This is a genomic window from Myxococcus sp. AS-1-15, assembly GCF_020037055.1.
GTDB lineage: Bacteria > Myxococcota > Myxococcia > Myxococcales > Myxococcaceae > Myxococcus > Myxococcus fulvus.
On record NZ_JAIQDF010000010.1, the window covers coordinates 363,071 to 390,070 of the forward strand.

Sequence of the window (27,000 nt, forward strand, 5' to 3'; positions counted from 1 at the left end):
CCGCTGCCCGAAGTTCCTAGCCATGCTCTGGCGCGTTGTCTGGAGCATGGCCTGTTGGGGTGTGGATGACCCTGTCCTGACTTTTGGGATTTGCAGGTCTGGGTTTAAGGTGCAGGCATGACCAAGTCATGCCTGTGGGGGGAGTGCCTTGCAGTTGTCCTTTGCGTGTCCGTGGTGCTGCCACTGCACGCCGCCAGGGCTGGTGCCGAGGTCCAACGCCATCTCGCCGAGGCCAAACGCCTCTACGAAGACCTCGAATACGAGGTGGCCCTGGAGCGGCTCCAGTTCGCCGCCCGACTGCCGCTGGACGAGGGCGAGGTGGTTTCCCTCGCGTTGCTGCGAGGCATCATCCGCGCGGACATGGGGAAATGGGAGGAGGCACGGGCGGACTTCCGCTCGGCCCTCCTGACCCGGCCCGACGCACAGCTTCCCTTGCGGGTCTCTCCCAAGGTGTCGCTCGAGTTCGAGACGCAGCGCCAATTGGTGCGTGACGAGCTCGCGCGTGGAGGTCGTCAATCCCCTCTCCGTGAGGATGGAGGCGCCTTGGTTGAGGGGGCCCGTCGCGAGGATGGGACGAAGACCCCTGGCTCAGGCTTGATGCCCCAGGACGATACCTCTGGATCGTCCCAGCCTCCTGCGTGGGCTGGCAGCTCCTCCCCAGAAGTGGAAGGGCAGGGCCTTCGGTTCGCGGGGCGGCGAGTGCCACTCGTGAGCATGGTCCTGTTAGGGGCTGGCGTGGCCGCGGGAGGAGCAGGGGCGGTGTTCGGACTGTCCTCTCGCAGTCAGGTGGAGGATGCGCGTGCCGCACTGGCCTACGCAGACTTGGAGAGACACCACTCACGGGCCCAGGGCAGCGCAACGACAGCAAACGTGCTCTTCGGCACAGCCGCGGCTGCGGCTGTGGGCGCGCTCACGACGTGGCTCTTGCTGGGGGCTACTGAAGACGTCGTGGCGGAAAGAGGTGCACGATGAGCCACCGCGGATTCTGGTGGGGGGCTTGCTTGGTCGTGCTTGGGGGCTGTTCAGTTCCGAGTCTTGAGGAACTCCAGGCGGGCAGGGGCGTCCCGATCACAATCAACTACACGCCGAGCTTCAAGACTGGATGCATTGAGCTGCAGACAGCGGATTCTGCGACCCCATCAAGGTACACGACGGAGACCATCGAAGGGACGAAGCTGGCAAACGGAACATCGCCACGGCAGGTCATGCTCCTTCGAGGGACGGGGTGGAGCCCCCAAATGCAGGTAACCATTCGCGCGCGGGAGCAGAACTGCACGGGAAAGATCGTGGATGAAAAGGTATTACTCGTTCATTCACCAGGAAACGGGTCGCAAGCGACGCTTGAGGTAACGCTCATTGCTCCGGATGAGGATGGTGATGGGTATGTTGCGATTCTAGGTGGAGAGAAGGGCGGTTCGGACTGCGACGACCGTGACAGTGGGCGGAGTCCCGCTCAGGTAGAACTCTGCGACGATAAGGACAACAACTGTAACGGCGTCTCCGACGAGGGTTTCGACAAGAAATGGTATCTGGACGAAGACGGTGACGGCGTGCCGCGCGGGCCAGATTTCGTCTCGTCGTGCACCTCCCCCGGTGCGAAGTACAAACATCATGTCGAGGGGCAACTGTTCGACTGCACGGATACGGGTCCGGACGCGGAGAAGATATTTCCTGGCAACCCGGAGGTGTGTGACAATATCGATAACGATTGTGACGACGTCGTCGACAACGGCTTTGCGCCTCGGGGCGTGGCGTGCAACGCCGAGTGCCAGGGTGTGACGGTTTGTTCAAATGATGGCACAGCCGTCGTTTGTAGCCAAGCGGCTGGACGTTACTACTATCCAGACCGGGATGGTGATGGACAGGGGGACTGGGGTACGCAGTCCACCATAAAGTGTGGACTGGAGCCGCCGGACCCAGGGACTGTGCCCAACGATGATGATTGCGACGACCTGGACCCAGCTGCGCGTACAGGCCTTGCTGAGGTGTGCGACGCGATTGATAACAACTGCGATGGTGTCGTGGATAACGCTGCGCAGGTGTGTGGTGGCACGCTGAAGAATGTGACAGACCACCATGTGACATCCTCGAGCCAGGATTGGAAGACGGTGTCAGTGGGGACGGGCGGTCATGTCTGGGTTGCGGGGCGCGGGGGCAAACTGGCATTGCATAGGCCCGGCGCCCAGAAGTTCGAGGGCTTCAGCTTTGGTGACACCACGGTTCCTCCGACGGATGGAAGCGCTGCGCTGAACCCCAATAACTGTGGCGACCGTAACTGGACGGCGTCCTGGGTGAATGCAGGTGGTGTTGTGTTTCTGGGCGGCGAGGGGGGCTGGCTTGCAATTCACACCGGGGCCTCTAGTTTTAGCTGTGATCCCGGCCAGTTGCCAACGAGTACGGATAACATCACCGGGATGGTGGGGTTTGAGGAGGGTGGTGTGACGACGCTCTACTTGAGCGACACCTCGGGTCGGTTGACCCGGTGGCGGCCAGGTGCTCCAGTCGCGGAGCGATTCACGTCGTTGAACAACAGCGACTCTTCCTACTATGGCTTGCATGCACTGGCGCCTGACTTCGTGCTTGCGGTCGGCGCAGAGCCAGCGGGGTCGAATGTCCAGAGATTCCTCTCCTATAACGTGGACGCGCAAAGCAACGTGTCTACGCCCATCGAACATACCGCCAATCCCAACAACGTTGGTGGCACCGTCCGGTCCGTGTGGATGGGGTCCGATACGAGTGCCTGCGCAGTGGGAGACAACGCGGCGGTGTGGCGCTGGGATGGTGGGACGGCCTGGAACAAGGTGGATGGGCCTGCTGGAGTCGCAGGCCGCTTCAGCGGCGTGGTGATGCGCAATGACACTCAGTCCCTATTGACGGGGCAGTGCTACGTCGTTGGCGGAGACGGCACTTCTCGGTCCAGGGTCCACCGATTGACGCCATACGGCTGGGCCAAGCCCCTCGACATTCAGTCGGCGACAGCAAACGTGGCCCTCAACGACCTCGCCATCACTCCGACTGGAGAAATCTGGATCGTCGGTGAGGACGGCCGCGTCTTCCACTACCCGGAGCCCTGACCCCCAGGCCCACCGTCCCCGGGTCGCTCAGTGACAGGCCCGGGGACCGTGCTCTCCATCTCCCGCAGCGGAACCCACCGTCCAAACCCCGGTCCCCCATCCTTCCGCCGTCCAATCCGCTGCGCCGGGTAAATCCCCCGGTGGCCCGTCAACACATACGCCACCGTCGACACAATCATCACATGGGGCAGCACCCCTGCCCCCACCAGCTCCACGGCCATGATGGACAGCGCCAGGGGCGTATTCGCCGCCGCGGCGAACAGCGCCGCCATGCCCACGGCCGCCCCCAGGTCCACCGGCAAGCCCAGCATCCTCGCGAGCACGTTCCCCAGGCTCGCCCCGATGAAGAACAGCGGCGTCACCTCCCCACCCAGGAACCCCGTCCCCAGCGTCACCACCGTGAACGCCAGCTTCCACGCGAATGCGGAGACAGGGAGCCCCGGGTCCTCGAACGCCCGCACGATTCCCGGCACCCCCAACCCCAGATACGCATCCGTCCCCACCCACAACCACAACATCACCACCGCCGTCCCACCCATCGCCATCCGCAACGGCAACCACGGCACCCGCCGCTCCATCACCGCCTTCAACCGGTGCAACCCCTCCACGAACACCACCGCCACCGCCGCCACCCCCACCGCGAACACCAACCACTTCCCAATCACAACCACAGTCAGCGGCAACGCCCCAGGCACCGGATACACCGTGTGCTGAATCCCCAGCCCCCGCGTCACCACATCCCCCACCACCGACGCCACCAGCGCCGGCAGCAGCGCCTCGTACCCGAGCCGCCCCACCACCACGACCTCCAACCCGAACACCGCCCCCGCCACCGGCGTCCCGAACACCGACCCGAATCCCCCCGCAATCCCCGCGGCCAACAGCTCCCGCCGCAAGTCCGCCCCCGCCCGGAACCGGTGCGCCACCCAGTCCGCCAGGCTCCCTCCCATCTGCACCGCCGTCCCCTCCCGCCCCGCGCTCCCGCCGAACAGGTGCGTCAGCACCGTCCCCACCAACACCATCGGCGCCATCCGCAACGGCACCTGCGCATCCCCCGTGTGCACCGTCTCCAACACCAGGTTGTTCCCCCCTCGCACCGGCCCGCCCCACCGCGCATACACCGCCCCCAACACCCACCCCGCCAACGGCAGCGCGTACACCAGCCCCCCGTTCGCCTCCCGAAGCCGCGTCGCCTCCTCCAAGAGCCACAGGAACGCCGCCGACGCCACGCCGCACACCACCCCCACCAGCGCCCCCAGCGCCAACCACTGCCCCAACACCCGCGCTCCCGTCTTCCACCTCACCTGTGCCTTCTCCCGCTGTATTGAAACATCGTGAAACACCGCGTCAAACGTCGCGCCGCGTCAGGAATCAGACACCCCAAGCCCTCGTGGGACAAAGTTTCACGCATTCCTCGAATTCTGACTGAACGCGTTATTCCAGTTTGCGGGTGATTCGCGAATCGACGGCGTGTACGGTTCGGGTTCCCCCTACATCCCCCCGTGGGAAGAGAAGAGAGCGGGCATGTTCTTCCGTCGCAATGGGCTGTCCTTCGCGGTTGCCGTGGCCACCGCAGCGGTGAGTGGTAGCGCCCTGGCGAGCACCATCAACCAGAACACCTCGTGGACCATCGACCGGTCCACGTCCACGACGAAGTATCGCGTCGTGGCGTACGGCGACTCCATCTATGCGGGCTACAACGGGGGCCTGACGGCCGTCGCGCGCCGCGCGGCGCCCGTGGTGCAGGGTGAGTACCTGGCCAAGACGTGGAACGCGGACATCGAGGTCATCCGCCGCACCAAGTCCGGCGCGAAGGCGGACGACATCTACAACAACAAGATTGTCTCCGAGCGCTCGTACATGCAGACGGCCAACACGCGCGCCGTGATGTTCGAGATGTGCGGCAATGACTACCTGCAGGCGCGCAGCGCGTTCTCGGGTCAGTCCGGCACCTGTGACTACAGCGGCCTGGAGGCGGCGCTGGCGGCCTGCACCACGTACACGGAGCGGGCCATGCAGGCCATCAACCAGTACGCGACGTCGGCCAAGGTCAAGATTGTCTCCAACATCTACTACCCCGGCTTCGACGCGGACAACGTGCAGACGTCCTGCCGTGACGCGTCCACGGGCGCCACGGTGAACAAGCAGGTGAAGTTCCTGCCCCTGCTGGCGCGCAGCAACTGGCGCACGTGCAACCTGGCGGCGAAGTACGGCTTCCAGTGCGCGGACTCCTTCGCGGAGATGATGGCGGCGGACTACGACAGCAACGGCGACGGCCAGGTGGACTCGGCCGCCATCCGCTACATCGCGGGTGAGACCGAGGCCGCCTACGTGGCCCGCATCACCGGCGCCCTGCGCTCCACGCTGCGCGACGCGAACACCCACTTCGTCAACTCCAGCACCAGCTACGACTACATCCAGTCGGACAACACCCACCCGACGTACTTCGGCACCACCATCAGCGTGAGCATCTTCTCGGGCTCGGGCTCCGGCACGGGCGCGCCCCAGTTCACCGACACCCAGGTGGTCAACGGCAAGAACCCCGAGTGGAACAAGACCGGCCACGAGCGCATGGGCTGGGAAGGCTCGCGCTTCAACCCCGCGACGCCGTGAGGTCAGCGCCCGCTGGGCGCGGGTGAACCGCTGCATCCCAGGGCCTCCGATGCTCGTCCGAGCGTCGGGGGCCCTCGTCGTTCCAGCCCGGCCCTCACGACAGGAAGCGCAGCGCGGTGAAGGCCATGATGCCGCCGTAGTACACGAGGCGGCAGCACCACTCGACCCCTCGGCGCACGCCGCGCGTCCACGAGGGAAACCACTTCGCCGCCGCCAGCGACAGTCCTTCCGCCACCGCGCGCCAGAAGACGGCGATGAGCAGGAGGCTCAGCGCGATGGGCGCGTAGTAGCGACCGAACGAGCGCAGGTACGCGGAGAGCCCCGACATCTGGTACTCGCCGAACGGACCGCCGAAGGCGATGTACTGGTGCGCCCGGAAGAAGATGCCCGCGGGCACCAGCGGGAACACCACCAGCTTGAGCAGCAGGTGGTACCAGCGCTTCTTCCACAGCTCCCGCCGCGCCCGTCCATAGCGCACCAGCGGATGCGACGCGGCCTCGCCCAGCGAGCCCTCGCGGCGGCCGAGCGCGACGAGCAGCGGCAGCGCGTCCTCGACCTCCAGGCCGTGCCCCAGCGCGCGTCCCGACTTCATGCGCACGACGAGCCCCGGGCCCGGCAGCGGCAGTCTCCACGGGCGCACCGCGTCCACGACCTCGAGCGGAACCTCCAGCCGCGCGCCGTCTCGCAGCGTGAGCGTGAGGCCCGTGGCGCCCACCTCGAGCGTGGCGCGGGCCCGGGCGCGCATCCCCGCGACGAGCACCACCGGGAGCCCACAGCCGAAGGCGAGGCCGAGGAGGAGCGGCTGCGCGGTGAGCGTCTGCGAGCCCTGGAGGATGTCCGACATCAGCCAGGTGGTGAAGACCAGCAGGCAGGTCATCATCACCAGACGCGCCGTCACGGCCACGCCGCGTTGCGCCGTCGTCCAGGCGTGGAGCGTGAAGCGCTCGGGCTCGGCGGTGGGCGTGGGGGAGGGGAGGGCGTCGACGGAGGAGAGGCTCATGGTGCGAGGGGCGCGGGGTCGCCGGGGGGCAGCAAGTGGCCACATTGCCTCGGCGAGAGGCTGTCCGTAGCATACGCAGCGCGGAGGTCTCCCGGCGAGCATGCGGCCGCAGCAACCATCTCCTGAACGCCGTGTCGACCGTGACGGGGTCACCCACGTGGCCGCCTCGCGCCCCTCCTCGGGAGGTGGCGTGGCGAAGTGGCTGGTGGGCGGCGCGCTCGTCTTCACCGTGCTGACCATCGCGGTGAGCCTGTGGTGGAGCTCCTCGGCGGTGGAGGTCGAGGACCCGCCGCCCTTCGTCGAGGCCCCCGCCCCCGTCGCCGAGCCCGCGCCCGTGGTGGCGCGCGCCCCGGTGCCTCGCGCCGCGCCGCGAGCCGTTCCCCAGGTGCCTGTCGCCATGGCCGCGCCCCTCGAAGAAGCGCCGCCGCCCGCGCCGGAGCCCGACATGCCCTCGGAACAGCCCACGGGGCTGCAGCTGTACAAGCGTGGCACCAAGCCCCTCAAGCGAGGCCTCGTGGTGCCCGAGGACTTCGAGCTGCCGCCGGGCTACGTGCGCCACTACCAGTCCACGGACGAGGGTGAGCGCGTCGAGGCCATCCTCATGTTCCATCCGGACCACAAGCCGGTGGACGCGAATGGCCAGCCCATCCCCATTCCGGAGAACCGCGTGGTGCCCGAGGAGCTGGCGCCCCCGGGCATGCCCGTGCGCATGCTGGAGCTGCCGAAGTCCGACGAGTCCAAGGACGCGCCTTGAAGCTCGGCCGTCTGGAGCCCTCGCCCGGAAGACACCTGGCCGACGCGCTGGTCGCCGTCGCGCTCACCACCGTGGCGCTGTGGGCGTTCTCGTCGCTCGTCTCGCCGTGGACCGCGCTGGGCTGGGTGGCCCTGACGTTCTGGCTCGCGGCCGTGGACCGCGCGCGCTCGTCGAAGGAGGCCCTGGCGCTCGGCGCGGGGCTCAGCGTCACGTTCAGCGCCACGGTGTTCCAGTGGTTCCCCGCCGCGCTCCAGGGCTATTCGGGCGCGCCCCTGTGGCTGTGCTGGGGCGCCATGCTGCTGCTGGCGCCCGTGTTCCAGCCCCAGCTCGTGCTCACCGCACTCGCGCGTCACCTGGCCCGCCGTGCCGTGGGCGAGCGCGCCGCGTGGCTGCCCGCCGTGACGAGCATGCTCGTGTACGTGGGCGTCGAGTGGCTCGCGCCCAAGCTGTTCTCGGACACGCTGGGACAGGGCTTCGTCTACTCGGAGCGACTGCGACAGTTCGGCGATGTGGCGGGCGCGGCGGGGCTCACGCTCGCGCTCCTTGCGGTCAACGAGTGTCTGCTCGGCGCGGTGCGGGTCTTCCGCGCCCGAGGCGTGGCGCGCGCGCTGCGTCCCCTGGGCGTGGCGGTGGTGCTGCTCGTGGGGCTCACGGGCTATGGGGCCCTGCGGCTGGTCCAGGTGCGCGCGGCGACGGACGCGGCGCCGGCGCTCGTGGTGGGCGCGGTGCAGGCGAACATCACGAACTACGAGAAGCTCAAGGCGGAGATGGGCGCGTACGAGGTGGTGCGCAGGGTGCTCGACACGCACTACGCGCTGTCGGACGCGCTCCTGCGCGAGGCGCCGCTCGATGTGCTGGTGTGGCCGGAGACGGTGTACCCGACGCCCTTCGGTGTGCCCAAGAGCGAGGCGGGCGCGGAGCTCGACGCGGAGATTGCCGGCTACGTCGCCGCGCGGAACGTGCCGCTCGTGTTCGGCTCGTACGACGTGGAGGACGGCCACGAGTTCAACGCCGCCATGTTCCTCGCGCCCGCGTCTCGTGAAGGCGGTGCGCCCGAGCGCGCGGTGTATCGCAAGTCGAAGCTCTTCCCGTTGACGGAGTGGGTGCCCGAGTCCATCGACTCGCCCACCTTGCGCGAGTGGCTGCCGTGGACGGGGCGCTGGACGCCGGGCCCGGGGCCCCGGACGCTGCCCCTGCGTCGGCGGGACGGACGCGTGCTGAACGTCGCGCCGCTCATCTGCTACGACACCGTCTTCCCCTCCTACGTCGCCGAGCAGGCGCGGCAGGGCGCGGACCTCCTGCTCACGCTGAGCAATGATTCATGGTTCACCGGCACGCCCGGTCCCCGGATGCACCTGACGCACGCCATCTTCCGCAGCATCGAGACGCGCAGGCCGCAGGTGCGTGTGACGAACTCCGGTGTGTCCGCGCTCATCGATGCGACGGGGGAGGTGCTCTCCGAAATCGGCGACGCGCAGCGGGGCACCCAGGTGATGCGGGTCCCCGCCTCGCCCGGCCTGTCCACGCTGGCGCTCGCCTGGGGACACTGGCTGGGTCCCGTCGCCCTGGTGTGCGCGGTGGCGCTGCTCGGCGGCGCGGTGCTGGGGGCTCGCGGCTCCCGGCGCTGACGGCGGACTCTGCTCGCTTGAGGACACTCGGGGCTGGGGTCCGCGCCGCTGCGTGACACATCCGGGTGGCAGACCGACGGCGCCCGTTGTCGGCATGGGGCGTCGTCACTACACGCTCCGCGCGGCGCAACCTCGTCCTCGGAGTCCTCTCGCGATGATTGTCGGTCGGAGCCTGTCCTGGCGCATCATCCTGCGTTACACGGGCCTCCCCGTCACCGTGCACGTCCTCTTCGCGTTCGCCATCATCGTGGGCTACCGCGTGTACGACGCGTCCTGGATGGCGGTGCCCGCGCTTCCCGTCACGGTGCTCGCGGCGGCGCTCGGCGTGCTGCTCGCCTTCCGCAACAACTCCGCCTACGACCGCTGGTGGGAGGCGCGCACGCTGTGGGGGGGCGTGGTGAACTGGTCGCGCTCCTTCGCCCGACAGGTGCTCACGCTGCTGCCGCGGCCCGGGAGCACGCAGGATGAGCAGCCCCTCTCCGAACTCGAGCTGGCGGCGGTGCCCTCGCCCCTCTTGCGCAGCGCCGTGGACCGTCCCGCCGCCCTGACCGCCGTATCGGGCGCCCGCGCGAGCGACGGTGCCGTGCGCGACAGGTTCGGTCAGGCGCGCATGCCCACCGACGCCAAGGTCTCCCTGGAGAACATCGCCGTCCTCGACAGCCCGCCCGAGGAGCAGCGGGGTGTCATCACCAAGATGGTGGAGAGCATCACCGAGGACTCTCGCGAGCTCATCTACGCGCAGATGGGTTTCGTGCACGCCTTGCGCTGTCACCTGCGCCGCCAGGACCCGTTGCCCGAAATCGTCCGCTTCTTCCGCCCCTCCGTCATCGAGGCCCTGCGCGAGGAGCAGAACGTCCCCTCCGCCATCATCCTGTGGATGGCCACCCGCCTGCGGCGCATCTACGGCCAGGTGTCGGACCCGCAGAAGGTCGTCTTCCTCCACGTCACGATGGACCGCACGCTGTCCGAGATGACGAACCTGCTGGGCGCCTGCGAGCGCATCAAGAACACGCCGCTGCCCCGGCAGTACGACATCCTCCTGTTCGTGATGACGCGCGCCTACCTTGTCCTGCTGCCGCTCGGCGTGGTCGAGGAGCTGGGCTGGCTCACGCCCATCGTCACCGCCATCATCGCGTTCCTCTTCATCGGCCTGGACGCGGTGGGCCGCGACATCGAGACGCCCTTCGAGGACGACGTCAGCGACACGCCGATGACGGCCCTGAGCCGGACCATCGAAATCAACCTGCGGCAGATGCTGGGCGAGACGGAGCTGCCCCAGCCCGTGCAGCCGCAGAAGGGCCTCTTGTACTGAAACGAGCTGCCCGAATGGGGCCTGTGAGGGCGCAACGTCGCACCCCGGGTCCTCGCGTTGCGGCGGACCCACGCGCGGCGTATACCCGGAGCACCGTGTCCGGACTGTCCCGCATCCTCACGCTCGTGTTGCTCGTCGGCTGGCAGGTCCTGGCCAGCGGCGTCGCGGGCCTGGGGCACTACTGCGAGAAGCAGGTCGCGACCCGCGCCACCAAGTGCCGCTGCCACGAGCACGAGAAGGAAGGCGGCCACAAGGCCTCCTCCTCGCCCGACGGGCCGGCGCTGAGCTGGAACTGCTGCGAGGAGCCGCACTGGGACTTGCCCGCGCCCACCGAGGCGGGTGGCTCCAGTGGCGCGCCCTTCGTCGTGGCGCCCCCCGTGCTGCTCCCGGTCGCCTGGGTGTCTCCTCGTCCGCCGGAGTGGGTGCCCCAGCGCTCACTCTCCTGGTGGCAGGTGCCTCCCGCCCAGGGACCCCCTGTCTTCCTCCGCGTCCGCACGCTCCTCATCTGAGCGCTCCGGCGCGCGGTGACGTCGTGTCCTCCCTCGGGAGTCACGCGATGGCCGCCTCGTGCCCGGGTTGCGCGCGTCCGTGGTGTCCACGGACGTCGTGCCGCCCTCGGAGTGTCCCTGAGGAGCCGGGTGCGCGAGTCGTTCGCTCTCTCCGGCATGGCAGTCAGTCGGTCTGAAGAATCCAGAAGAGCGAAGCCATGGACATGATTTGGGAGCTGATGATTGGGACGGTGCTGCTGACGCTTCTCATCGTGGTGATGACACCGGCGATGTGGAGCTCGCGGCTCAGCCTGCGCGAGAAGCCGAAGAAGCCCGAGGGCCAGGGCCCCAAGGACTGAGGCCCGTGAGGAGACACGGCCACCTTCCAACGCGTGGCCGTGTCCTCCGTGCGCGTCAGAGCCTGCCGGCCTTGAGCTCGCCGACCAGGTGCGCGCTGGCTCGCACGGCCAGGGCCATCATCGTCAGCGTGGGGTTCTGCGGTCCCTGCGAGGGGAACGCCGAGCCGTCCATCACGAAGAGGTTGGGCACGTCCCAGCTCTGGTTCCACGCGTTGAGGACCGACGTGCTCGGGCTGGTGCCCATGCGCGCGGTGCCCACCTCGTGGATGGCCATGCCCGGCGTGGAGAGGGTGTCGTTCACCTTCTCCACCGTGAAGCCCGCCTCCTTCAGCATCTCCTGGCAGGCGGCCACGGCGTCCGCGCACATGCGCAGCTCGTTGTCCGAGTGACGGCACTCGATGTGCGCCGCGGGAATCCCCCAGCGGTCCTTCACGGTGGGGCTCAGCGTCACGCGGTTGTGCTCGCGCGGCACCATCTCCCCGAAGGGCACGAAGTGGCACGAGTCCCCGAAGGTGAACACCTGCACGCCATAGCCGCGTGAGAAGCCGTCCGCAGGGGAGGTGACGTTGCGGAACTGGGGGATGTACGCCCAGCTCTGCTCGGCGCGCTGCTCGGAGGCGGGCAGGTTCATCTTCGCCTCGATGCCGAGCAGGTACGTGTGGTCCATCAGGTTGCGGCCCAGTTGCCCCGAGGAGTTGGCGAGGCCCTCCGGGAACGCGGCGCTCTTCGAGTGCAGCAGCAGGCGCGTCGTCTCGATGGTCCCCGCGGCGAGCACCACCACGCGGCCATGGGCCTCGTGCGTCCTGCCCGTGTCGGAGTCGATGTACCGCACGCCGGTGACCTTGTTCGTCTTCGGGTCGTGCAGCACCTGGTCCACCACCGCGTGCGTGCGCAGGGTGAGGCGGCCCGTCTTGAGCGCGGCGGGGATGGTGACGGGGGCGCCCGCGGTGCGGCGCACGACGACGCGGCGCTCGGGCCAGCGGCGCTCCACGCGCTCCTTCAGGCGCTGCTCGGCCGGGTTCATCGCGATGGACGCGGCGAAGATGGAGTCGGGCAGGGTGTCCAGCCCGTCCGTGTTGCCGTGGAGGCCCATCCACCGCTCCACCGTCTCGTAGTGCGGCGCCAGGTCCGCCAGCGTCAGCGGCCAGTCCGGGCCCTGGCCGTCGCGCCCGCCTGCTTTGAAGTTGAAGTCCGACAGCCGGTAGAACTGCCGGCCGTGCGCCTTCACCGAGGTGCGTCCGCCCACCTGTCGCGCGCGAATCCACGTGAAGGGCGCGTCCTTCGGCGTGGTGTACGGGTTGTCGACGTCATCCACGAAGGCGTGCGGATGGAAGGGCCACGCGAAGGTGGTGGACTGCACCGACTGGCGCTGCTTGCGCGCGCTGTCCGTCTCCGCCTGGTAGCGGAAGAGCTTCTGGCGGACCCGGTGCATCACCCACAGCAGCTTGTCCGCCTGGTTGCTGCGCCCCGCCTCCAGCACCAGGACGTTCAGCCCCGCCTCGGTGAGCTGCTTGGCCGCCCAGCCACCACACGCGCCGGAGCCCACCACCACCGCATCGAAAGTCTTCTTGGACGTGCTCACAGCGACCCGGCGAGTGCAAAGGGGATGCGCGGCGTGACTCACCGCGAGTTGATTCGGCGCAGTGTAAGCTGCCGCGCGCGAGCTTGACCATTGGACGCCCGCCTGTGTCGCGAGTGACTCGCGTGGGGCTCGGGCGAGCAGCCGGGGGATGCCCGGGGAAGGTGTTGCATGAAGTGGCGGCGAGTCGTGGCGGCGGTGGTGGTGTTGGGGGTGCTCGCGACCCTGGCGCTCTTCGCGCGTGCGCTGCGGCACTCGGAGGCGTACTTCCACTATCCCCGGGTGGCGCCGGAGCGCCCCGCCGACTTCGCGGACGCGCAGGACGTGCGCCTGTTCACCTCGGACGGGCTGGAATTGCGCGGGTGGTACGTGCCCTCGAGGAACCGCGCCGCGGTGGTGATGACGCACGGCCTTTCACAGACACGCGCGGACGTGCTGCCGGAGGCGCGCATCCTGCGGGACGCGGGCTACGGCGTGCTCCTGTTCGACCTGCGCGCGCATGGCGCAAGTCAGGGCGAGACGTCCACGTGGGGGGATTTGGAGCGGCGGGATGTGCGGGCCGCGCTGGAGTTCGTGCGGGCCCGGCCCGACGTGGACCCGGGGAAGGTGGGCGCGCTGGGGTTCTCGATTGGCTCCGCCGCGGTGGCGGAGGTGGCCGCGAAGGACACGGACGTGCGCGCGGTGGTGCTGCTGTCCCCGTTCAACACGCTGTGGCTCGCGGCCGCGTATGACTTCCGGCGCTTCGGTGCCATCACCCAGACGGGCGCGCTGGTGCCGTTCTGGCGGCGCGGCATCCAGCTGGAAGAGGTGCGCACCATCGACGCGGTGGACCACATCCGGCCCAGGCCCCTGTTCATCGTGATGGGGACGGAGGAGTCCGGTCAGCCACTCGCGGATGAGCTGTTCGCCCACGTGCGCGAGTACGCGCGGACGTGGCGCATCCAGGGCGCGGGGCATGGCGGCTTCGCCACCGTGGAGCCGACGGAATATCCCCGCCGGCTGCGCGCCTTCTTCGACGCGGCGCTGCTCGCAGGCGGGGAGGGGAGCGCGGCGAATCCCGCGCCTTGAGCCGACGGGCCCGGAGGTGAATCACCTACCGCCGAGCCCGCGACCCCAGCACTTCAGGGCGCCTTGGGCGCCGCTTCCTTCTCGCGGGCCTCGAGCTGCTCCAGGCTCTTCAGGAAGGCGCGGCCCTTGGTCTCGTCCGTCATGTAGACGAAGGCGGCCATGCCCTTGAGCTGCTCGAGGGACTCACCCTCGCGGCCGGGCTTGCCCTTCTGTCGGTTGTGGATGGCCGCGCGCAGCCGGCGCACGACATCGCGCGGCACGCGGGCGGAGGCCACGCCGTCACGGACCCTGTTCACCACCAAGCCCGTCACCTGCTGACGCGTGCCCTTGCGGCTCACCCGCGTCTTCTCCGGGTGCACGCGGAAGCCCTCGGACTCCACCACGTCCTTCACGCGCGCGAGCAGCACGGCCACCGGCGCACCCTGCGCGCGCCGCGCCTTGGGCTGCTTCGTCTTCGTCCACGAGAACGTCAGGTCGTCCGCGTAGCGCGTGTAGACGAAGCCCAGCTTCTTCGACAGCGCGGACAGGCGCTTGTCGAGCTTGAGGCACAGGGCGTTGGTGATGCCCGGAGACGTAGGCGCACCCTGCGGCAGCGAGCGCGGACCCTTGGCCACGTAGAGCGTCTTGCCGCGGAACTGCACCGCCTCGCGCGGGGCCTCCGTGGACATCAGCGCCAGCAGCGTGGACGTGTTCTCCGGCAGGCCGCCCTTGCGCAACAGGCCCTTCACCCGGCGCCACGTGACGGAGGGGAAGAAGTCCTTCAGGTCCACCTTCACCACGACATCCGCGCTGTGGTGCGCGAGCGCGTTGGTGAGGATGGAGCGCCCCGCGACGAAGCCGTGCGCCGCGCCGTGCACGGGCAGTCGCTCCACCACGTTGGACAGCACCCAGCGCTGCGCTTCCTTCAGCTCCGGCTTGGGGGACGTAATCGTCCGCGTCCCGCCGTCGCGCTTGGGGATGCCCCAGCTGATGTAGTGCGAGCCGGTGTCCACCTCGCGGTGGAACGCGAACCAGCGCAGCTTGGAGACGCTCAGCCCCAGCGCCTTGGCCAGCGCCTCCGCGGAGCCCAGCTCGGGAAGCCCGTTCGCGCGAGCACGCTCCTCACGGTGCGCGATGTCGAACTTGTCGGAGCCGCCTTCCTCCTCCCAGTGGACCCCGGCGCCCAGGTGTCCCACGTGGGTGGCCTTCCAGGCCTCGTGGGCCTGGCGCCCCAGCGCGCGACGCTCGGCCGCCTCGGCCTTCTTCTTCTCCTTCCAGGCCGTCTTCTCCTTTTCCGAGGCGCTGGAGAAGTCGAGCTCGCCCACGGCGAGGCCGCGAGAGACCAGCTGGGCCTGCGCCCATTCCTCGGCGCCGCCAGCCTCGACGATGGCCTTCCAGCGGGTGAGCAGTGCCTCGTGCGCGGCGCGACGGGCCTCGCGTTGGGCGAGCGTGTTGGCGGACGGGGCCTGGGGCGCTGGCGTCGCGACGGCTTGCGGCGCGGCAGCGGGGACGAACGACTCCAGCCTGGCGGTCATGTCAGCACCTTCGAGGGGGCGCGGCGGCTTCGGACGAAGCGGCTGTCATTCGCGAGCAGTCGAGGGAGGCCAGGAAAGCACCACCATCTCACCTGGGGCACGGTAGCCTCACCGGCTCTCCCCTCCCATGCACTACGGCCGGGGTGGGCAAACGGCGGTCGCGTCGTTGGCTCCGCTGCCCACCCCGGCCGTAGTGCATGGGAGGGAGAGAGCCAAGAACAGGCTACCTTGCGGAGAGTGTCCTGCATTCAAACCGGAGCGGCGCAACGCCGCTCCCGCGCTCGAGGCGCTCAGGCTGATGCACTCCAGACCTCTCTCGGCTGCTCGCGCGTGAAGCGCGCTTCATCGTGTCTTCCGTCGCACCTTCCCTGTCGGCCGCCTTTGAAGGCGACCGAGCCGTGGTTGAGGGTTTACACCAATGACGAGGCCGCGTCGATGTAGCCGTCGGCCGAAAGCTTCTCCAGGCGCGTGAAATACGCGGTGCGCGCCTCCACGTCCGTGTCGAACCAGAGCCGCTGGTGACGCGCTTCGCCGGTGCGAAGGCCCCACTCCACGGCGACCACCTGGCCATCCAGGGAAACGCGGTACACCATCTCCTGTCCGCTCTCCGCGTCGCGGCGCACGTACGAGCGCGTCTCGGCGCGGATGTGCTTGCGGCCCTCGGGCGTCTGCCGGAGCGCCTCCTCCTCGGCGCGGCGGCGCGCGTAGACCAGGCGCAGCGCGAGCTGGTGCTCGCACGGACCCTCGCGCATGCCGGAGCGGCGGAAGTGCGGACACCCGCAGGACGCGTCCTTCACGCGGCCTTCCAAATCCAGCGTGAAGCTGGGGAAGAAGCTGCGCACGGCCTCGCGGTCCACCACCTCGCCGTGGATGCGCGTGCCCTCGCCCACCATGTCGTGCACCTTGGTGAGCTTGACCTCGCCGGCACCCGGGCCGCCGTCGCCGAGCAGGCGGTGGGCGCGGGCCTCGCGCTCGCTGCCGAAGCGGATGACGGACTCGTCCACGGGCGTGGCCATCAGCTCGCGCGGGCGGTACTTGCCCTGGGCCACGTCGAAGAGGACGCGGCCGCGCAGGCACTCGAGCTGCAACGCGGCGCGCACCTGCTCCTTCGTCGCGCCACCGGCGGCGGCGACCAGGGGCTCGAAGGTCTGCGGACCGTCGGCGCGCAGCTTCCCGCGCAGCTTCTCGGCCAGCCCTTCCGGCACCGCCCGGGGCATGAGCACGTCGAAGGCCGCGGCGGAGGACCAGCCGCTCTCCGTCCAGCCCGTGAGGCCCATGGTCAGCGTGGCCTGGCCCATGTCGATGACCCAGAACACCGGCAGGCCCGGACCCATGAGCTGCAGGCGCACCGACTTCGCATGCGGCAACAGGCGCGCGAGCGCGACCAGCCGCTGGCGGCCGAACGTGCGCACCACCGCGGGCGCGGTGCCGGTGTACTTGCCGCCGTGGCACTCGAGCACCAGCTCCCACGGCTCCAGCACCAGTCGGGGCGGAGCGCCGGGGACCAGCTCGAAGCGCAGCGCGCGCGGGGCCTTCTTCGCCTTGCGGGTGCGCAGCGCGAAGAGGAGGTTGTACAGGTCGATGGGCGCCAGCTCGCACGTATTGGCGGGCAGCGTTGCGGCGGACTGCACCTGGAGGAAGCCGCGCAGCCACGCGTGCGGCACCTGCACGTTGCGCGGCTCACGGGCCTGCTTGGCGGGCAGCGCGACGTGGGCCTCCAGCGACACGGGCAGGTAGGTGCGCAGCCGGTCCATGCGCGAGAGCAGGTCCGACGGGACGTCCAGGAAGGTGGAGCCGTGCGCGGCCTCGCGGCCCTCGAAGAGGCTGTTGTCCAGGGACAGGCGCGCGTAGGCGCTCTCGTCGCGGGAGAACACCTCCAGCGAGACGCTGTCCGGGTCCACGGTGAGCACCGGGTCCAGCACGGCGTCCTGCTTCTGCTCACCGTCGAGCGCGTTGTCGAGGAAGGCCTTCTGGGCCTCCCAGATCTGCGCGCTCGCCCGCTTCCCCTTCTTCATGAGGTACGCGAGGTACGCGGTGCGGTCCTTGCCCCGGTAGCGCAAGTCGCTCGCGAGGATGCCGAACGTGGCGGTGAGCGCGTCGCGGAACAGGGACGCGTCCTTGAGGCGGCCTCGCACGCCGACGGTGCCGCGCGAGCCCTCCAGGGCCAGGAGCACGCGCGAGGCGTCCGCGTGGGACTCCACGTCGCTCGCGGTGGCGTAGCGAAGCTCGACGGGGTGACGGGTGGCGGTCGTCACGACGGGTTGCCTTCCTTCCGGTGGTTCTTCGCGCGCTCGGCGGCGCGACGTGCACGTTTGTGGGCGCGCCAGGCGGCCTTGCGCAGCTCCACGGACTGAGACTTGTCGAAGGCGGCCGTGTGCAGCAGCTTCGCCGCCTCGTCACCGCCCAGCCGGCCCATGCCGGCCCAGGCTTCCTGCTTCACCTCGGGCTTCGCGCTCTGCGCCAACGCGGCCAGCGGCGCGAGGTTCCCCTGACCCAGCAGCGAAGGCTCGGCCAGGCGACGGCCCTCGGACGTGGCCAGGGCCTCGGCGGGGACCTTCGCGCCCGTGGGCCCCAATGCCACCGGGTCGAACGGCTTCACCTCCAGCGCCCAGGCCGCGGCCTTCTCGGGGGCCAGCCGCGCCAGTGCATCCGCGGCCGCCGAGCGCACCCGGGCGTCCGGGTCCGTCAGCGCGCCCTTGAGCACGTCCGCGGAGGCGGCGCGCTCCTTGTCGTTGGACAGCACGGGCGTCGAGGTGTCCTGGCCCTGGAGCTTCAGCGTGGCACCGGCCGTGCCCAGGCGGGACAGCACGCGGGCCGCCTCCTGACGCACGGTCGCGGGAGAGCCATGCTCACCGGCCTTGAGGATGTCGCGCGCGGAGTCGGCGAGCCCCGCCGTGCCCAGCCGCGAGCCGGCCCACAGGAGGCGCTCCCACGCGGAGGCGAGCGCGGTCTTCTTCGGGCCGGGAGGCGTGGCCGCCCAGTCCTTCGCGGTGCGCCGCTCGGAGGTGACCAGCGCGCGGGACAGCGCCGCCAGGTCCACCTGTCCGGAGGCGCGCGCCTCGCCGGTCCACGTGCCAATCAGCAGGGCCGCCTCCTGGCGGGCCTCCGCCTTGTCGTGCTCCAGCAGCGTCACCGTCTCGGGCACCGGCAGCGCGCCGCGCCGCGCGAGTCCCCGACGCAGGCTCAGCCGCAGCTCCTCGTTGGTCAGCGTGGCGAGCCGGGGCACCAGCAGCGCCGGGTCGCCCTCGCGGGACAGGTACGTGACGGCCGGCTCGGAGATGTCCTGGTAGCGGCTGGCCACGGCGAGGAACTCGACGCGGGTGCGCTCCTTCGGGAACAGCTCGTCCAGCGCCTTGCGCGCCTCCTTGCGGAGCAGCTCCGTGGAGTCGTCCAGGATGGTGGCGAGCGTGGTCTCCGCCTCCACGTCCTTGAGCTTGCCCAGCTCCTGCGCCGCCGTGATTCGCACGAGCAGGTGGGTGTCCGTGTCGAGCAGCAGCGCCTCGACCTTCACCCGGGCGCGCTCGCCGCCGATGGCGCGAAGGCCCTTCACGCCCGCCTGCTGGAGCGAGTAGTCGGCGCCCTCCACCGCGGCGGCCTCCACCTTCTCCTCGACGCGGCGGCGCTCCTCGCCGTCCGGCAGCCGGCCCGCGAGACGACCCAGGCCCTCCACCGCCGCCCACATCATGCTCGGCTCGGTGGGCGCCTCGGGCGTGCCACCGGCGGCCACCGTCTCCAGCTCGCTCAGCGCCCGCGCGTCACCCAGCGTGCCCAGGGCGAGCAGGGCGCGCTCGCGCTGACCGTCCTCACCGGCGCGCGAGTACAGCAGCAGGGGGCGCAGCGCGCTCACGCCGCGCAGGTGCGCGACACCCTCGGCGGCGGGCAGCATCAGCTCGCGAGCCCCACCGCGCAGCACGTCCTCGAGCGGGCCCACGGGGGCGGCGTGCTCGATGACGCGCTTGGAGTACAGCGACACGGCCTCGGCGCGCACCGTGACGTCCCGGTCGTTGAAGAGGCTCACCAGGACCTCGGACTGGCCGGCCTCGGCGCCGTGCTCCAGCTGGCGCAGGGCCACCTGTCGCACCGCCACGTCCAGGCTCTTCACCGCCTGCCGCAGGAAGCGCAGCGCCAGCGTCGCGTCGCGCTTCTTCACGTCCGCGCCCGCCACCTGCATCGCCGCGGGGACACACGCGACGCGCACCGCGCTGGTGTCGTCCTCCAGCACGCGGCGCGCGAGCACGTCCAGCGCCTCGGGGCGGCGCGTCTGTCCCAGCGCGTCCACCAGCCGCAGCCGCTCGTGCGGGTCCGTGGACACATTCAGCCGCGCGGCCAGGGCGCTCACGGCGGAGGGCGTGGCCAGTCGGGCGAGCGCCTCCACCGCGCGCCTGGCGACGGCGGGCGTCTCCGAGCGCAGGAACGAGGCGAGCACCTCCACCGCGCGCTCGTCGCCGCGCCACGCGAGCAGCTCGGACGCGCGCAGGCGCAGGTCCTCGTGCTCGCTGGACATGGCCCGACCCAGCGCCTCGGTGACGCGCGAATCGTTGGCGCCGGCCAGCCGCTCGATGACGCCGACGCGCAGGTCCGCGTGCTCGCTGCCCAGCGCGGCCAGCAGCGGCTCCAGGCTGCCGGGAGGGCTGAGCTTCTCGAGCAGCTCGAACGCGTAGCGGCGCACGTCCGACAGCGGCGAGTTGAGCGCGGCGGTGATGCGCGGCTTCGCGGCGTCCCCACGCTCGGCCAGCTCGTCCAGCGCGATGCGCGCCACGTCGGGCGACAGCGAGGCCAGGGCCAGCGAGAGCGGCTCGTCGCTGCCCGCGGGGAACAGCTCCTTGAGGCCGGTGAGCGCGGCCTTGCGCACCAGCTGGTGCGGGTCCTCCAGGGCGCGCAGCAGCGCGGCCACGGCGGCGGGCGTGCCCGCGTAGCCCTCCTGGGTGAGCTTCACCACGCGGTCCACGGCGTCGCGACGGACGCGGTGGCCCTCGTCGTCACCGGCGGACACCTGGCGCAGCAGACCCACGTACGCGCCGAAGGCCAGCCGGCGCAGGTGCTGACGCTCGGCGTTCGTGGCCGCCTCGGGCGAGGAGGTCTCCGGCGTACCGGGCTTCGTGGCGGAGAACAGCCGGCGCAGCCAGCTCTTCGCGGGCGTGGCCTGCACGGGCGACACGTTGGGCGCCGTCTCCGGCTTCCACGGGGCGTCCAGCGAGCTCGGCCGGGCGACCTTCAAGGCCTCGCGGAAGTAGTCGAGCGGCTTGTTGCGAAGCAGCAGCACCTGGGCCGCCGCGTAGCGCTGCTCGGGCTGACCGCTGGAGAGGGCCTCGGCAAGCCCGACCATGCGCTTGGCGCGGTCCTCCTCGGAGGGCCAGTCCTTCATGTCGCCGACCTTGTCCGGCTTCGGCGGCAGCAGTCCCTCGACCAGGTTCGCGCGGTACGCGTCCGTCTCCGTGCGCAGCTCCAGCGCGCGGGCCGCGGCGTAGCGCACCTCGGGCCGTCCGCTGGACAGCGCGCTGGCGAGCAGGTCGGGCGGCTCACCGCGACGGGTGGCGCGCAGGTCCCGCGCGAGGACGATGGCGAACACCATCTCCTGCACCTCGCGCGCGCGGTCCTCCAATCCGTGCAGCAGGCCACCGTCGCCCTCGGAGCCCAGGGCCGCGAAGGAGAGGATGGCGCCCAGCCGGATGGGCAGGTGGTCATGGCGCAGGTTGCCGGTGAGCACCGGCAGCGCACGCGCATCACCCAGGCGCGACAGGCCGTCCGCGCCCCACGAGCGCACCGCCACGTTGGCGTGGCTGAGCGCGTCCAGCAGGTAGCCCTCGTCGCCCCGACGGCTGGCGGTGGCGAGGCCGCGCGCGCCCTGCTCCTGCAAGTCCCCCAGCTCGCTCGTCAGCAGCGTGGTGGCGAACCAGGACAGGAGCCGGCGCGAGCCCAGCGTCGCGAGCGCGCGGGCACCCCGGATGCGCAGCGGGATGAGGAACGCGGGCGGGTACTGCCGCTCCAGCTCCTTGTCCATCAGGTTGCGCATCGGCTCGATGATGTCCTCGGCGCCACGGGGCGCGAGCAGCTCGGACGCGCGCACGCGCACCGGCAGCGAGGCGGAGGACAGGCCCGCGAGCAGCGGCCCGTTCTCGCCCGGAATCAGCTTGTCGAGCGCCTCCAGCGCGGCGACGGCGACGTCCAGTTCCTCATCCTGCACGCGCTTGAGCAGCGGCGAGCGCAGGGGCTCGGCGGGCGCGTGCACGGAGCCCTTCGCGGCCAGCACGCGCAGGGCGGGGTGCGTCGACGCGAGCGCGGCCAGGTGCGGCTCGGGCTTCTCCTTGCCCACCAGCTTCACCCACGCCTCGTACGCGGCGGTGGCGACGCCCACGTCGCGGTCCTCCACGGACTTCTTCAGCCGCTCCTGGGCCCAGCCCTCGGCGCCGCGCTGCGCGAGCACCTCCACCGCGCGGCCACGCAGGTCCGGGAAGCGGCCCGCGAGCGCGCGGTCCAGCGCCTTCTCCGGCACCTTCTCGTTCCACGCCCACAGCGTGCGGAACGCCTCGCCGCGCACCTTGGCGGACTCGTCCTCGAGCGCGTCACCGAGCAGCGGCTCGGCACCTTGCGCCGTGGCGCCCAGCTTCACCAGCCGGTCCAGGCCGCGCACGCGCACGTCCTCGTGACCGGAGCGCAGGGCCGCCTCGGCGGAGGCCAGCGGCGCCTCCGCGTCCAGCGCCACCACGGCGTCGAGCGAGGCCGCGCGCACGTCCGCGTTCTCGTCGTCCAGCATCCACACCAGCCGCTCGCGGGCGCGAGCGTCCTGGAGCGCCTGGAGGGCGGCGGCGGCCTGACGGCGGATGGCCGGGTCCGGCTCACGGGAGAGCTGCAGGAGCGCGCCCAGCGCCCGGGCATCGCCCAACTGCGCGAGGCCCCGGGCGCCCCGGACGGCGGTGTCCGGCGTGCGGCAGGCCATGGCGGCCACCAGCGGCTCCAGGTCGCTCTCCGTCAGCGAGGCCCCCACGGCGCCCTGAGCGGGCATCGCGTCGCGCGCGGCCTGCACGTCGGCGTCCGTGAGCGCGGCCGTCTGTCCCTGCCGCGAGCGCTGCGCGAGCCGGCGGGCCACGTCCTTGGTGGAGCGCGCGAAGTCCTCGTCGCGGCCCTCTAGCGCGTGCGCCAGGGCGCGGCGCTCCAGCACGCGGATGGTGAAGGCCACGCGGCGCACGTCCGCGTCGGCGTCATCCAGCGCGCGGGCGACCAGTGGCTGCAGCTGGGCGTGGCCCAACAGGCCCGCCCCGGCGATGCGCACCAGCACCTCCACGCGCAGGCGCGGCTGGCCCCGCTCGAAGGCGGCGCGCAGGGGCTCGGTGTCGGCGGGCGCGGAGACCTCGGAGAGGGCGTCCAGCGCGGCCAGCCCCACGGTGGCGTCCGACTCACCCAGCTTGCTGGCGATGAGCGCGGGGACCAGCGGGGACGCGCGGCCCAGCTTCGCCAGGCGCTTGAGACCCGCCACGCGCATGTCCACGAAGCGTGACTCCAGCGCGGCGCGGGGCGCGGCCAGCGGCGACTCCGTCTCCAGCGTGTCGAGGGCCTTGAGGGCCTCCTCGCGCACCTGGGGATGGTCGTCGTCCAGCCGCTCGCGCAGCTTCGGACGGGCGGCGACGCGGCCCTTCTCGCCCAGCTCGCGGGCGGCGAGGCGGCGCACCTCCGCCTCCTTGTCCGTGGAGAGGACCTGCAGCACGAAGTCGAGCGCCTCCGTCTCCTCCAGCGCCACGGCCTCGCGCACGGCGGCCTCGCGCTTGGGGCGCCCCGCCTTCAGCGACTCCGTCAGCAAGTCGAGCCCGTGCCGCGACACGGCCTGCCCGTTGGCCGGCTTGCCGTCCGTCTCGATGCCGAAGCGGAAGACGCGCCGGTCCTCGCCCGCCGTGAAGATGGCGCCCAGCGACGTGCGCGCCTCGCGCGGGTTGCCGGGCGCCACGAACACCAGCGCGTTCACCGGCTTGGAGCCGCAGTCCAGCGTGCGCGGCTTGCGGCGCTCATCCAGCCGCCACACCTTCACCTTGCCGTCGCTGCCCGCGGACCAGACGCGGTCGCCGGGCTCCTCGTCGTCCTGCGCGGCGGGCGTGGGCGGGAACACGAGCGCGAGCACCGCTCCGGCGTGACCGGAGTCCTTGTCGCCGCGCACCTCGAACTCCACCGCGCCCACCAGGTACCAGAAGCGCACCTTGCCGTCGTCGCCACCGGAGGCGAGCCGGCCGTCGCGCGGCGTGAAGGCCAGCGCGCGCACCGCGCCCTCGTGGCCCGCCATGTCGCGGCGCTCACCGGTGGCCTTGGTGAACGAGCGCACCACGCCGTCATCACCGCCGCACGCGACGAACGTCCCGGACGGGTCCACCGCCACCGCGCGCAGGGGCTGCGGCGACGCCTTCCACTCGTGCACCTTGCGCGCGCCGTCCCACTCCCAGCCGCGCACCACGCCGTCCGCGCCCACGCTGAACAGCACCTTGCCGTCGGGGCTGGAGGCCAGCGCGGTGACGCCGCCCAGGTGCGCGTCGGTGAGGCGCGTCTGCACCTGCCCGTCGGAGACGGTGCCCAGGCACAGGGTGCCGTCGGACAGGGCCGCGGCGAAGCGCTCGCCCGACAGGGCCAGGGCGCTCACGGCGGAGGGCAGCTCACTGCTCCACAGCACCTTGTTGGAGGCCAGCTCGTACGCGGTGAGGCGGCTGGGCGCGGACGCGCGGGCGCCGCCGAGCAGCAGCACGCGGGGGTTCGCCGCGAGCGCGCGGAGCTTTTCGATGTTGCCGATGGCGAGGACGGACATGAAGTTCTTTCCGGGGCGCCCGTCGGGCACCCGTTACGCTGGGAATGCCGACGCTCAGAAGCCCCCGAGCTGCGCGCTCGGATGCGCGGTGCGCAGCTGGACCAGGGACGCCAGGCAGCTCTGCCACTCACCCTTCGCCATGGAGCCGGTGAACTCCCCGAGCACCGGCGCGATGACCCGGGCGAAGCTCTCGTCCTCCAGGCCCAAATCGCGCACCAGCTCGATGACCCGGCGCTTGGCGACGCTGGCCGACAGGCGCTTCTGCACCTCGCCCTCGCGCGCCTCCTTGGCGCGGCCCGGGGGCAGGCCGAAGAGCATCTTGCGCAGGAACTCGCGCAGGGCCGGCACGTCCGCGAACGGCGCGCCGCCCCCCGTGGCGGGGGCCTCCTTCGCGCCCGCGGGCTTCCACCCCTCCGGCAGGTGCGTGGGGCGGTGCTTCTCCCAGAGCAGGCGCACCGCGAACAGGCCCACCTCGCGGTCCGCGCTCTGCATCAGCCACGTCAGCCGCTCGGCGCCGCCCAGCCTGGCGTAGTGCCGGCGGATGAGCTCCACCGCCACCTCGCGCGTGCTGCGCTTGGTGCTCTCCGTGAGGGAGAAGACCTTCACCGGGTCCAGCTCCTCGGGGTGCAGCACGTAGCGGGCGTCCGCGCCCTCCTCACCCGCGCGCAACAGCGCGTCGTAGGCCAGGTTGCGGATCTCCTTCGCCTCGGCGTCCGCCAGCTCGTACACCCGCGTGTGCCAGCCCCACGCGCGCAACTCCGCGCGGGTGACCGCGAGCGCGAAGCGGCGCACGTCGTCGCGCGCGTCGAACAGCGCCGGCCACAGCTTCTCCGGCGTGTACGCCTTGCGAGGCGCCTTCGGCTTGATTTCGTAGGACTTCGACTCCGGCTGCTCCGGCCCGATGAGGGGGTGGTGGCAGCGCAGGTACGTCTGGGCGAACGCGCGCACGGGCACCGGCTGCTTGGCGCCCAGCGCCAGCTCGAACAGGCGCTCCAGGCCCGCCGCCGCGTCCCCCGTGTCGCTGAAGTCCGCGGGCACCACGTACTCGAGCAGGTAGCGGTGCGCGAAGTCGTGCAGCGTCGGGTCCGCGCGCCGCGCCAGCGCCAGGAGCCAGGGCACCGTGAGCTGCCGCGCGGTGAACAGCTTGCGGTTGCCCAGGAGCGCCAGCGCCACGTGCCGGTGCTTCGCGCTGAAGACCAGGCCCTTCACCTTCTCCACGTCCAGCCCCGGCAGGCTGTCCGCGCGCTGCAGCCACGTGGCCACCTGCGAGCCGATGCGCGGGTGCGCCGCCTTGTCCAGGAGCCACTCCGGACCGATGGCCGCCGGCGCGTACGACGACAGCGCCTTCACCACCAGGCCCTCCACCGGGTACGGCTTCTTCGTCAGCCGCGGGTCCTCCAACAGCTCCTTCCAGAACGCCACCGGCATCTCCCCGGCCGCGTACTTGGACTGCACGTACCCCTTGGCCCAGTTGAGCTGCTCGGACGTGCCCAGGTACATGTCCCGCAGGAAGCCCGACGTCAGCTCCGCCCGGTCGAACGACTGCTCCAGCGACTTCGCCGCGAACGCCGCCGTGGCCTTGTAGGGCAACAGCCGCCCCAGCAGCTCCATCCCCAGCTCGCGCGGGTTTCGCTTCTCCAACGTGGCGGCCGCGAAGGACTTCACGTCGTTCTCGCCCTTGGCCACCAGCTCCACCAGCCGCTCGGCGGCCAGGTCCTGCGCGTGCGCCCGGGCGTACTCGATGGCGTACGTGCGCGCCTTGCCACTGGGTGACATCAGCAGCGCGATGACCGCGTCGTGCAGGCCCAGCTCGCGCAGCTTGCTCTGGTGGAACTCAGGGGAGCCCTGCAGCGTCTCCACCAGGAAGTCGTGGGCGCTGGCCAGGGGGCGACGCGCCAGCCGGTCCAGCCACGCGGGCGTCACCTTGCGCAGGCTCTCCGGGAAGTCCTTGCGCAGGCCCTGGATGGCGAAGCGCGCGGCGGGGTCCGACATGCACGTGTCGAGCAGCCGCATCAGCGCGTCCGGCGAGCGCTTCCACGCCTCCGTGAACGCGCGCTGCTTCACCATGTCGCCCGGCGGCTGGATGCCGAACGAGCCGCCCGTGTAGTTGCCCGTGCCGTGCGCCCAGATGTGGTTCGCCACCCAGACCGAGTACCAGGACGTGTCCTCCTGGTAGTGGCGCAGCACCTCCACGGCGAACTGCGGGTACAGCTCCGGGACGGCGGCGCCCAGGTGACGCAGGTAGCGCCACGCGCGGCGGCGCAGGTACTGGAGCGTCCCGCCGGAGACCTCGTGCTTGTAGGACTGCCGGCGCTCCACGTCGAAGCGCCACGCGAGCACGCCGAACAGCTCCGCGTCGTGGTCGGCCTCGGCCAGCTTGTAGATGCGCTTGAGCCCGCCCCACAGGCCGAACTTCAGGTCCGCGGTGGCCGCCAGCTTGAGCAGCACCGCCCGCGACGCGTGGGTGTTCTTGCGGTACAGCGACACCAGCAGATCCGCCAGCGCCAGCCGCGCGGGCTGGGGCACGTCCTTCTGGGCCAGGAAGCGCTGCCACGCGTCCGCGGAGGCCTCACGCCGTGAGTCGCTGTCGTAGCGGGCCTGCGCCTGGGCGAGCGAGCGCAGCAGCTTCTCGAAGGTGAAGGCGTCCTTCGGCGGGGCCTTGCCTTCCTCCGGCTCCGGCTCCTCCTGCTCCAGGAGGGCAAGCACGGCATCGGCCAGGTCCGGTGACTCCGCCTGGGCCAACCGCTCGAGGTCTGCTGCGTTCAGCGCGTCGCTCGTCGACATGGGCCAGGGGACTTAGCACATGCCGCCACTGCTGGCAGTGTGCGC

General features: G+C 70.9%; 16 protein-coding genes. 8 read left to right on the forward strand and 8 right to left on the reverse strand.

From position 1 onward, the window contains the following. Positions 1 to 126: 126 nt before the first annotated feature. On the reverse strand, positions 127 to 516 hold the full coding sequence (locus K8625_RS26740) for a hypothetical protein (RefSeq protein ID WP_223749380.1): 390 nt from the start codon (positions 514 to 516) through the stop codon (positions 127 to 129). Between the two features lie 722 nt (positions 517 to 1,238). On the opposite strand from K8625_RS26740, the gene K8625_RS26745 reads away from it, so the two are divergent. Next, the gene (locus tag K8625_RS26745; RefSeq protein WP_223749379.1) at positions 1,239 to 3,074 is read left to right on the forward strand and encodes a putative metal-binding motif-containing protein; all 1,836 of its coding nucleotides are present in this window, start codon (positions 1,239 to 1,241) and stop codon (positions 3,072 to 3,074) included. Here the strand turns inward: K8625_RS26745 and K8625_RS26750 are convergent. After that, on the reverse strand, positions 3,059 to 4,378 hold the full coding sequence (locus tag K8625_RS26750) for a chloride channel protein (RefSeq protein WP_223749378.1): 1,320 nt from the start codon (positions 4,376 to 4,378) through the stop codon (positions 3,059 to 3,061). The two genes, K8625_RS26745 and K8625_RS26750, sit on opposite strands and share 16 nt — an antisense overlap. A 220-nt stretch (positions 4,379 to 4,598) precedes the next feature. Between K8625_RS26750 and K8625_RS26755 the strand changes: the two genes are divergently transcribed. Continuing rightward, positions 4,599 to 5,687, forward strand: coding sequence for an SGNH/GDSL hydrolase family protein (locus K8625_RS26755; protein ID WP_223749377.1), 1,089 nt, complete (start codon positions 4,599 to 4,601; stop codon positions 5,685 to 5,687). Between the two features lie 94 nt (positions 5,688 to 5,781). Here K8625_RS26755 and K8625_RS26760 read toward each other — a convergent pair whose 3' ends face one another. Beyond that, positions 5,782 to 6,687: a hypothetical protein gene (locus tag K8625_RS26760; protein WP_223784283.1), complete on the reverse strand. Its 906-nt coding sequence runs from the start codon at positions 6,685 to 6,687 to the stop codon at positions 5,782 to 5,784. 190 nt (positions 6,688 to 6,877) lie between these two features. Here K8625_RS26760 and K8625_RS26765 point away from each other — a divergent pair, with 190 nt between their 5' ends. From K8625_RS26765 to K8625_RS26785, 5 genes are all read left to right on the forward strand, one after another. Continuing rightward, a complete protein-coding gene (locus K8625_RS26765; RefSeq protein WP_267698721.1) occupies positions 6,878 to 7,441 on the forward strand; it encodes a hypothetical protein in 564 nt (187 codons plus the stop codon). Then, positions 7,438 to 9,069, forward strand: coding sequence for an apolipoprotein N-acyltransferase (lnt, locus tag K8625_RS26770; protein WP_223784284.1), 1,632 nt, complete (start codon positions 7,438 to 7,440; stop codon positions 9,067 to 9,069). The genes K8625_RS26765 and lnt overlap by 4 nt, the downstream gene beginning before the upstream one ends. 154 nt (positions 9,070 to 9,223) lie before the next feature. Next, the gene (locus K8625_RS26775; protein ID WP_223749373.1) at positions 9,224 to 10,381 is read left to right on the forward strand and encodes a bestrophin family protein; all 1,158 of its coding nucleotides are present in this window, start codon (positions 9,224 to 9,226) and stop codon (positions 10,379 to 10,381) included. Positions 10,382 to 10,476: 95 nt separating this feature from the next. Continuing rightward, the gene (locus tag K8625_RS26780; protein ID WP_143097513.1) at positions 10,477 to 10,890 is read left to right on the forward strand and encodes a hypothetical protein; all 414 of its coding nucleotides are present in this window, start codon (positions 10,477 to 10,479) and stop codon (positions 10,888 to 10,890) included. A 197-nt stretch (positions 10,891 to 11,087) separates the two neighbouring features. Then, a complete protein-coding gene (locus tag K8625_RS26785) occupies positions 11,088 to 11,228 on the forward strand; it encodes a hypothetical protein (protein ID WP_170300575.1) in 141 nt (46 codons plus the stop codon). Between the two features lie 55 nt (positions 11,229 to 11,283). Here the strand turns inward: K8625_RS26785 and K8625_RS26790 are convergent, their stop codons facing one another. Then, entirely contained in the window at positions 11,284 to 12,810 is a 1,527-nt protein-coding gene (locus K8625_RS26790) for a GMC family oxidoreductase (protein ID WP_223784285.1), read from the reverse strand. Between the two features lie 168 nt (positions 12,811 to 12,978). Here K8625_RS26790 and K8625_RS26795 point away from each other — a divergent pair, with 168 nt between their 5' ends. Beyond that, positions 12,979 to 13,875, forward strand: a complete 897-nt coding sequence (locus tag K8625_RS26795; RefSeq protein WP_223784286.1) for an alpha/beta hydrolase — start codon at positions 12,979 to 12,981, stop codon at positions 13,873 to 13,875. A gap of 53 nt (positions 13,876 to 13,928) precedes the next feature. Here the strand turns inward: K8625_RS26795 and K8625_RS26800 are convergent, their stop codons facing one another. From K8625_RS26800 to K8625_RS26815, 4 genes are all read right to left on the reverse strand, one after another. Continuing rightward, entirely contained in the window at positions 13,929 to 15,389 is a 1,461-nt protein-coding gene (locus tag K8625_RS26800; RefSeq protein WP_223784287.1) for a reverse transcriptase family protein, read from the reverse strand. Positions 15,390 to 15,799: 410 nt separating this feature from the next. After that, complete coding sequence (locus tag K8625_RS44565) at positions 15,800 to 17,644, reverse strand: GNAT family N-acetyltransferase (protein WP_223749368.1); 1,845 nt, start codon at positions 17,642 to 17,644, stop codon at positions 15,800 to 15,802. Next, a complete protein-coding gene (locus K8625_RS26810) occupies positions 17,641 to 24,171 on the reverse strand; it encodes a HEAT repeat domain-containing protein (protein ID WP_223784288.1) in 6,531 nt (2,176 codons plus the stop codon). Before K8625_RS26810 ends, K8625_RS44565 begins: the two co-directional genes overlap by 4 nt. Positions 24,172 to 24,225: 54 nt before the next feature. Then, on the reverse strand, positions 24,226 to 26,955 hold the full coding sequence (locus K8625_RS26815; protein ID WP_223784289.1) for a hypothetical protein: 2,730 nt from the start codon (positions 26,953 to 26,955) through the stop codon (positions 24,226 to 24,228). Between the last annotated feature and the right edge of the window lie 45 nt (positions 26,956 to 27,000).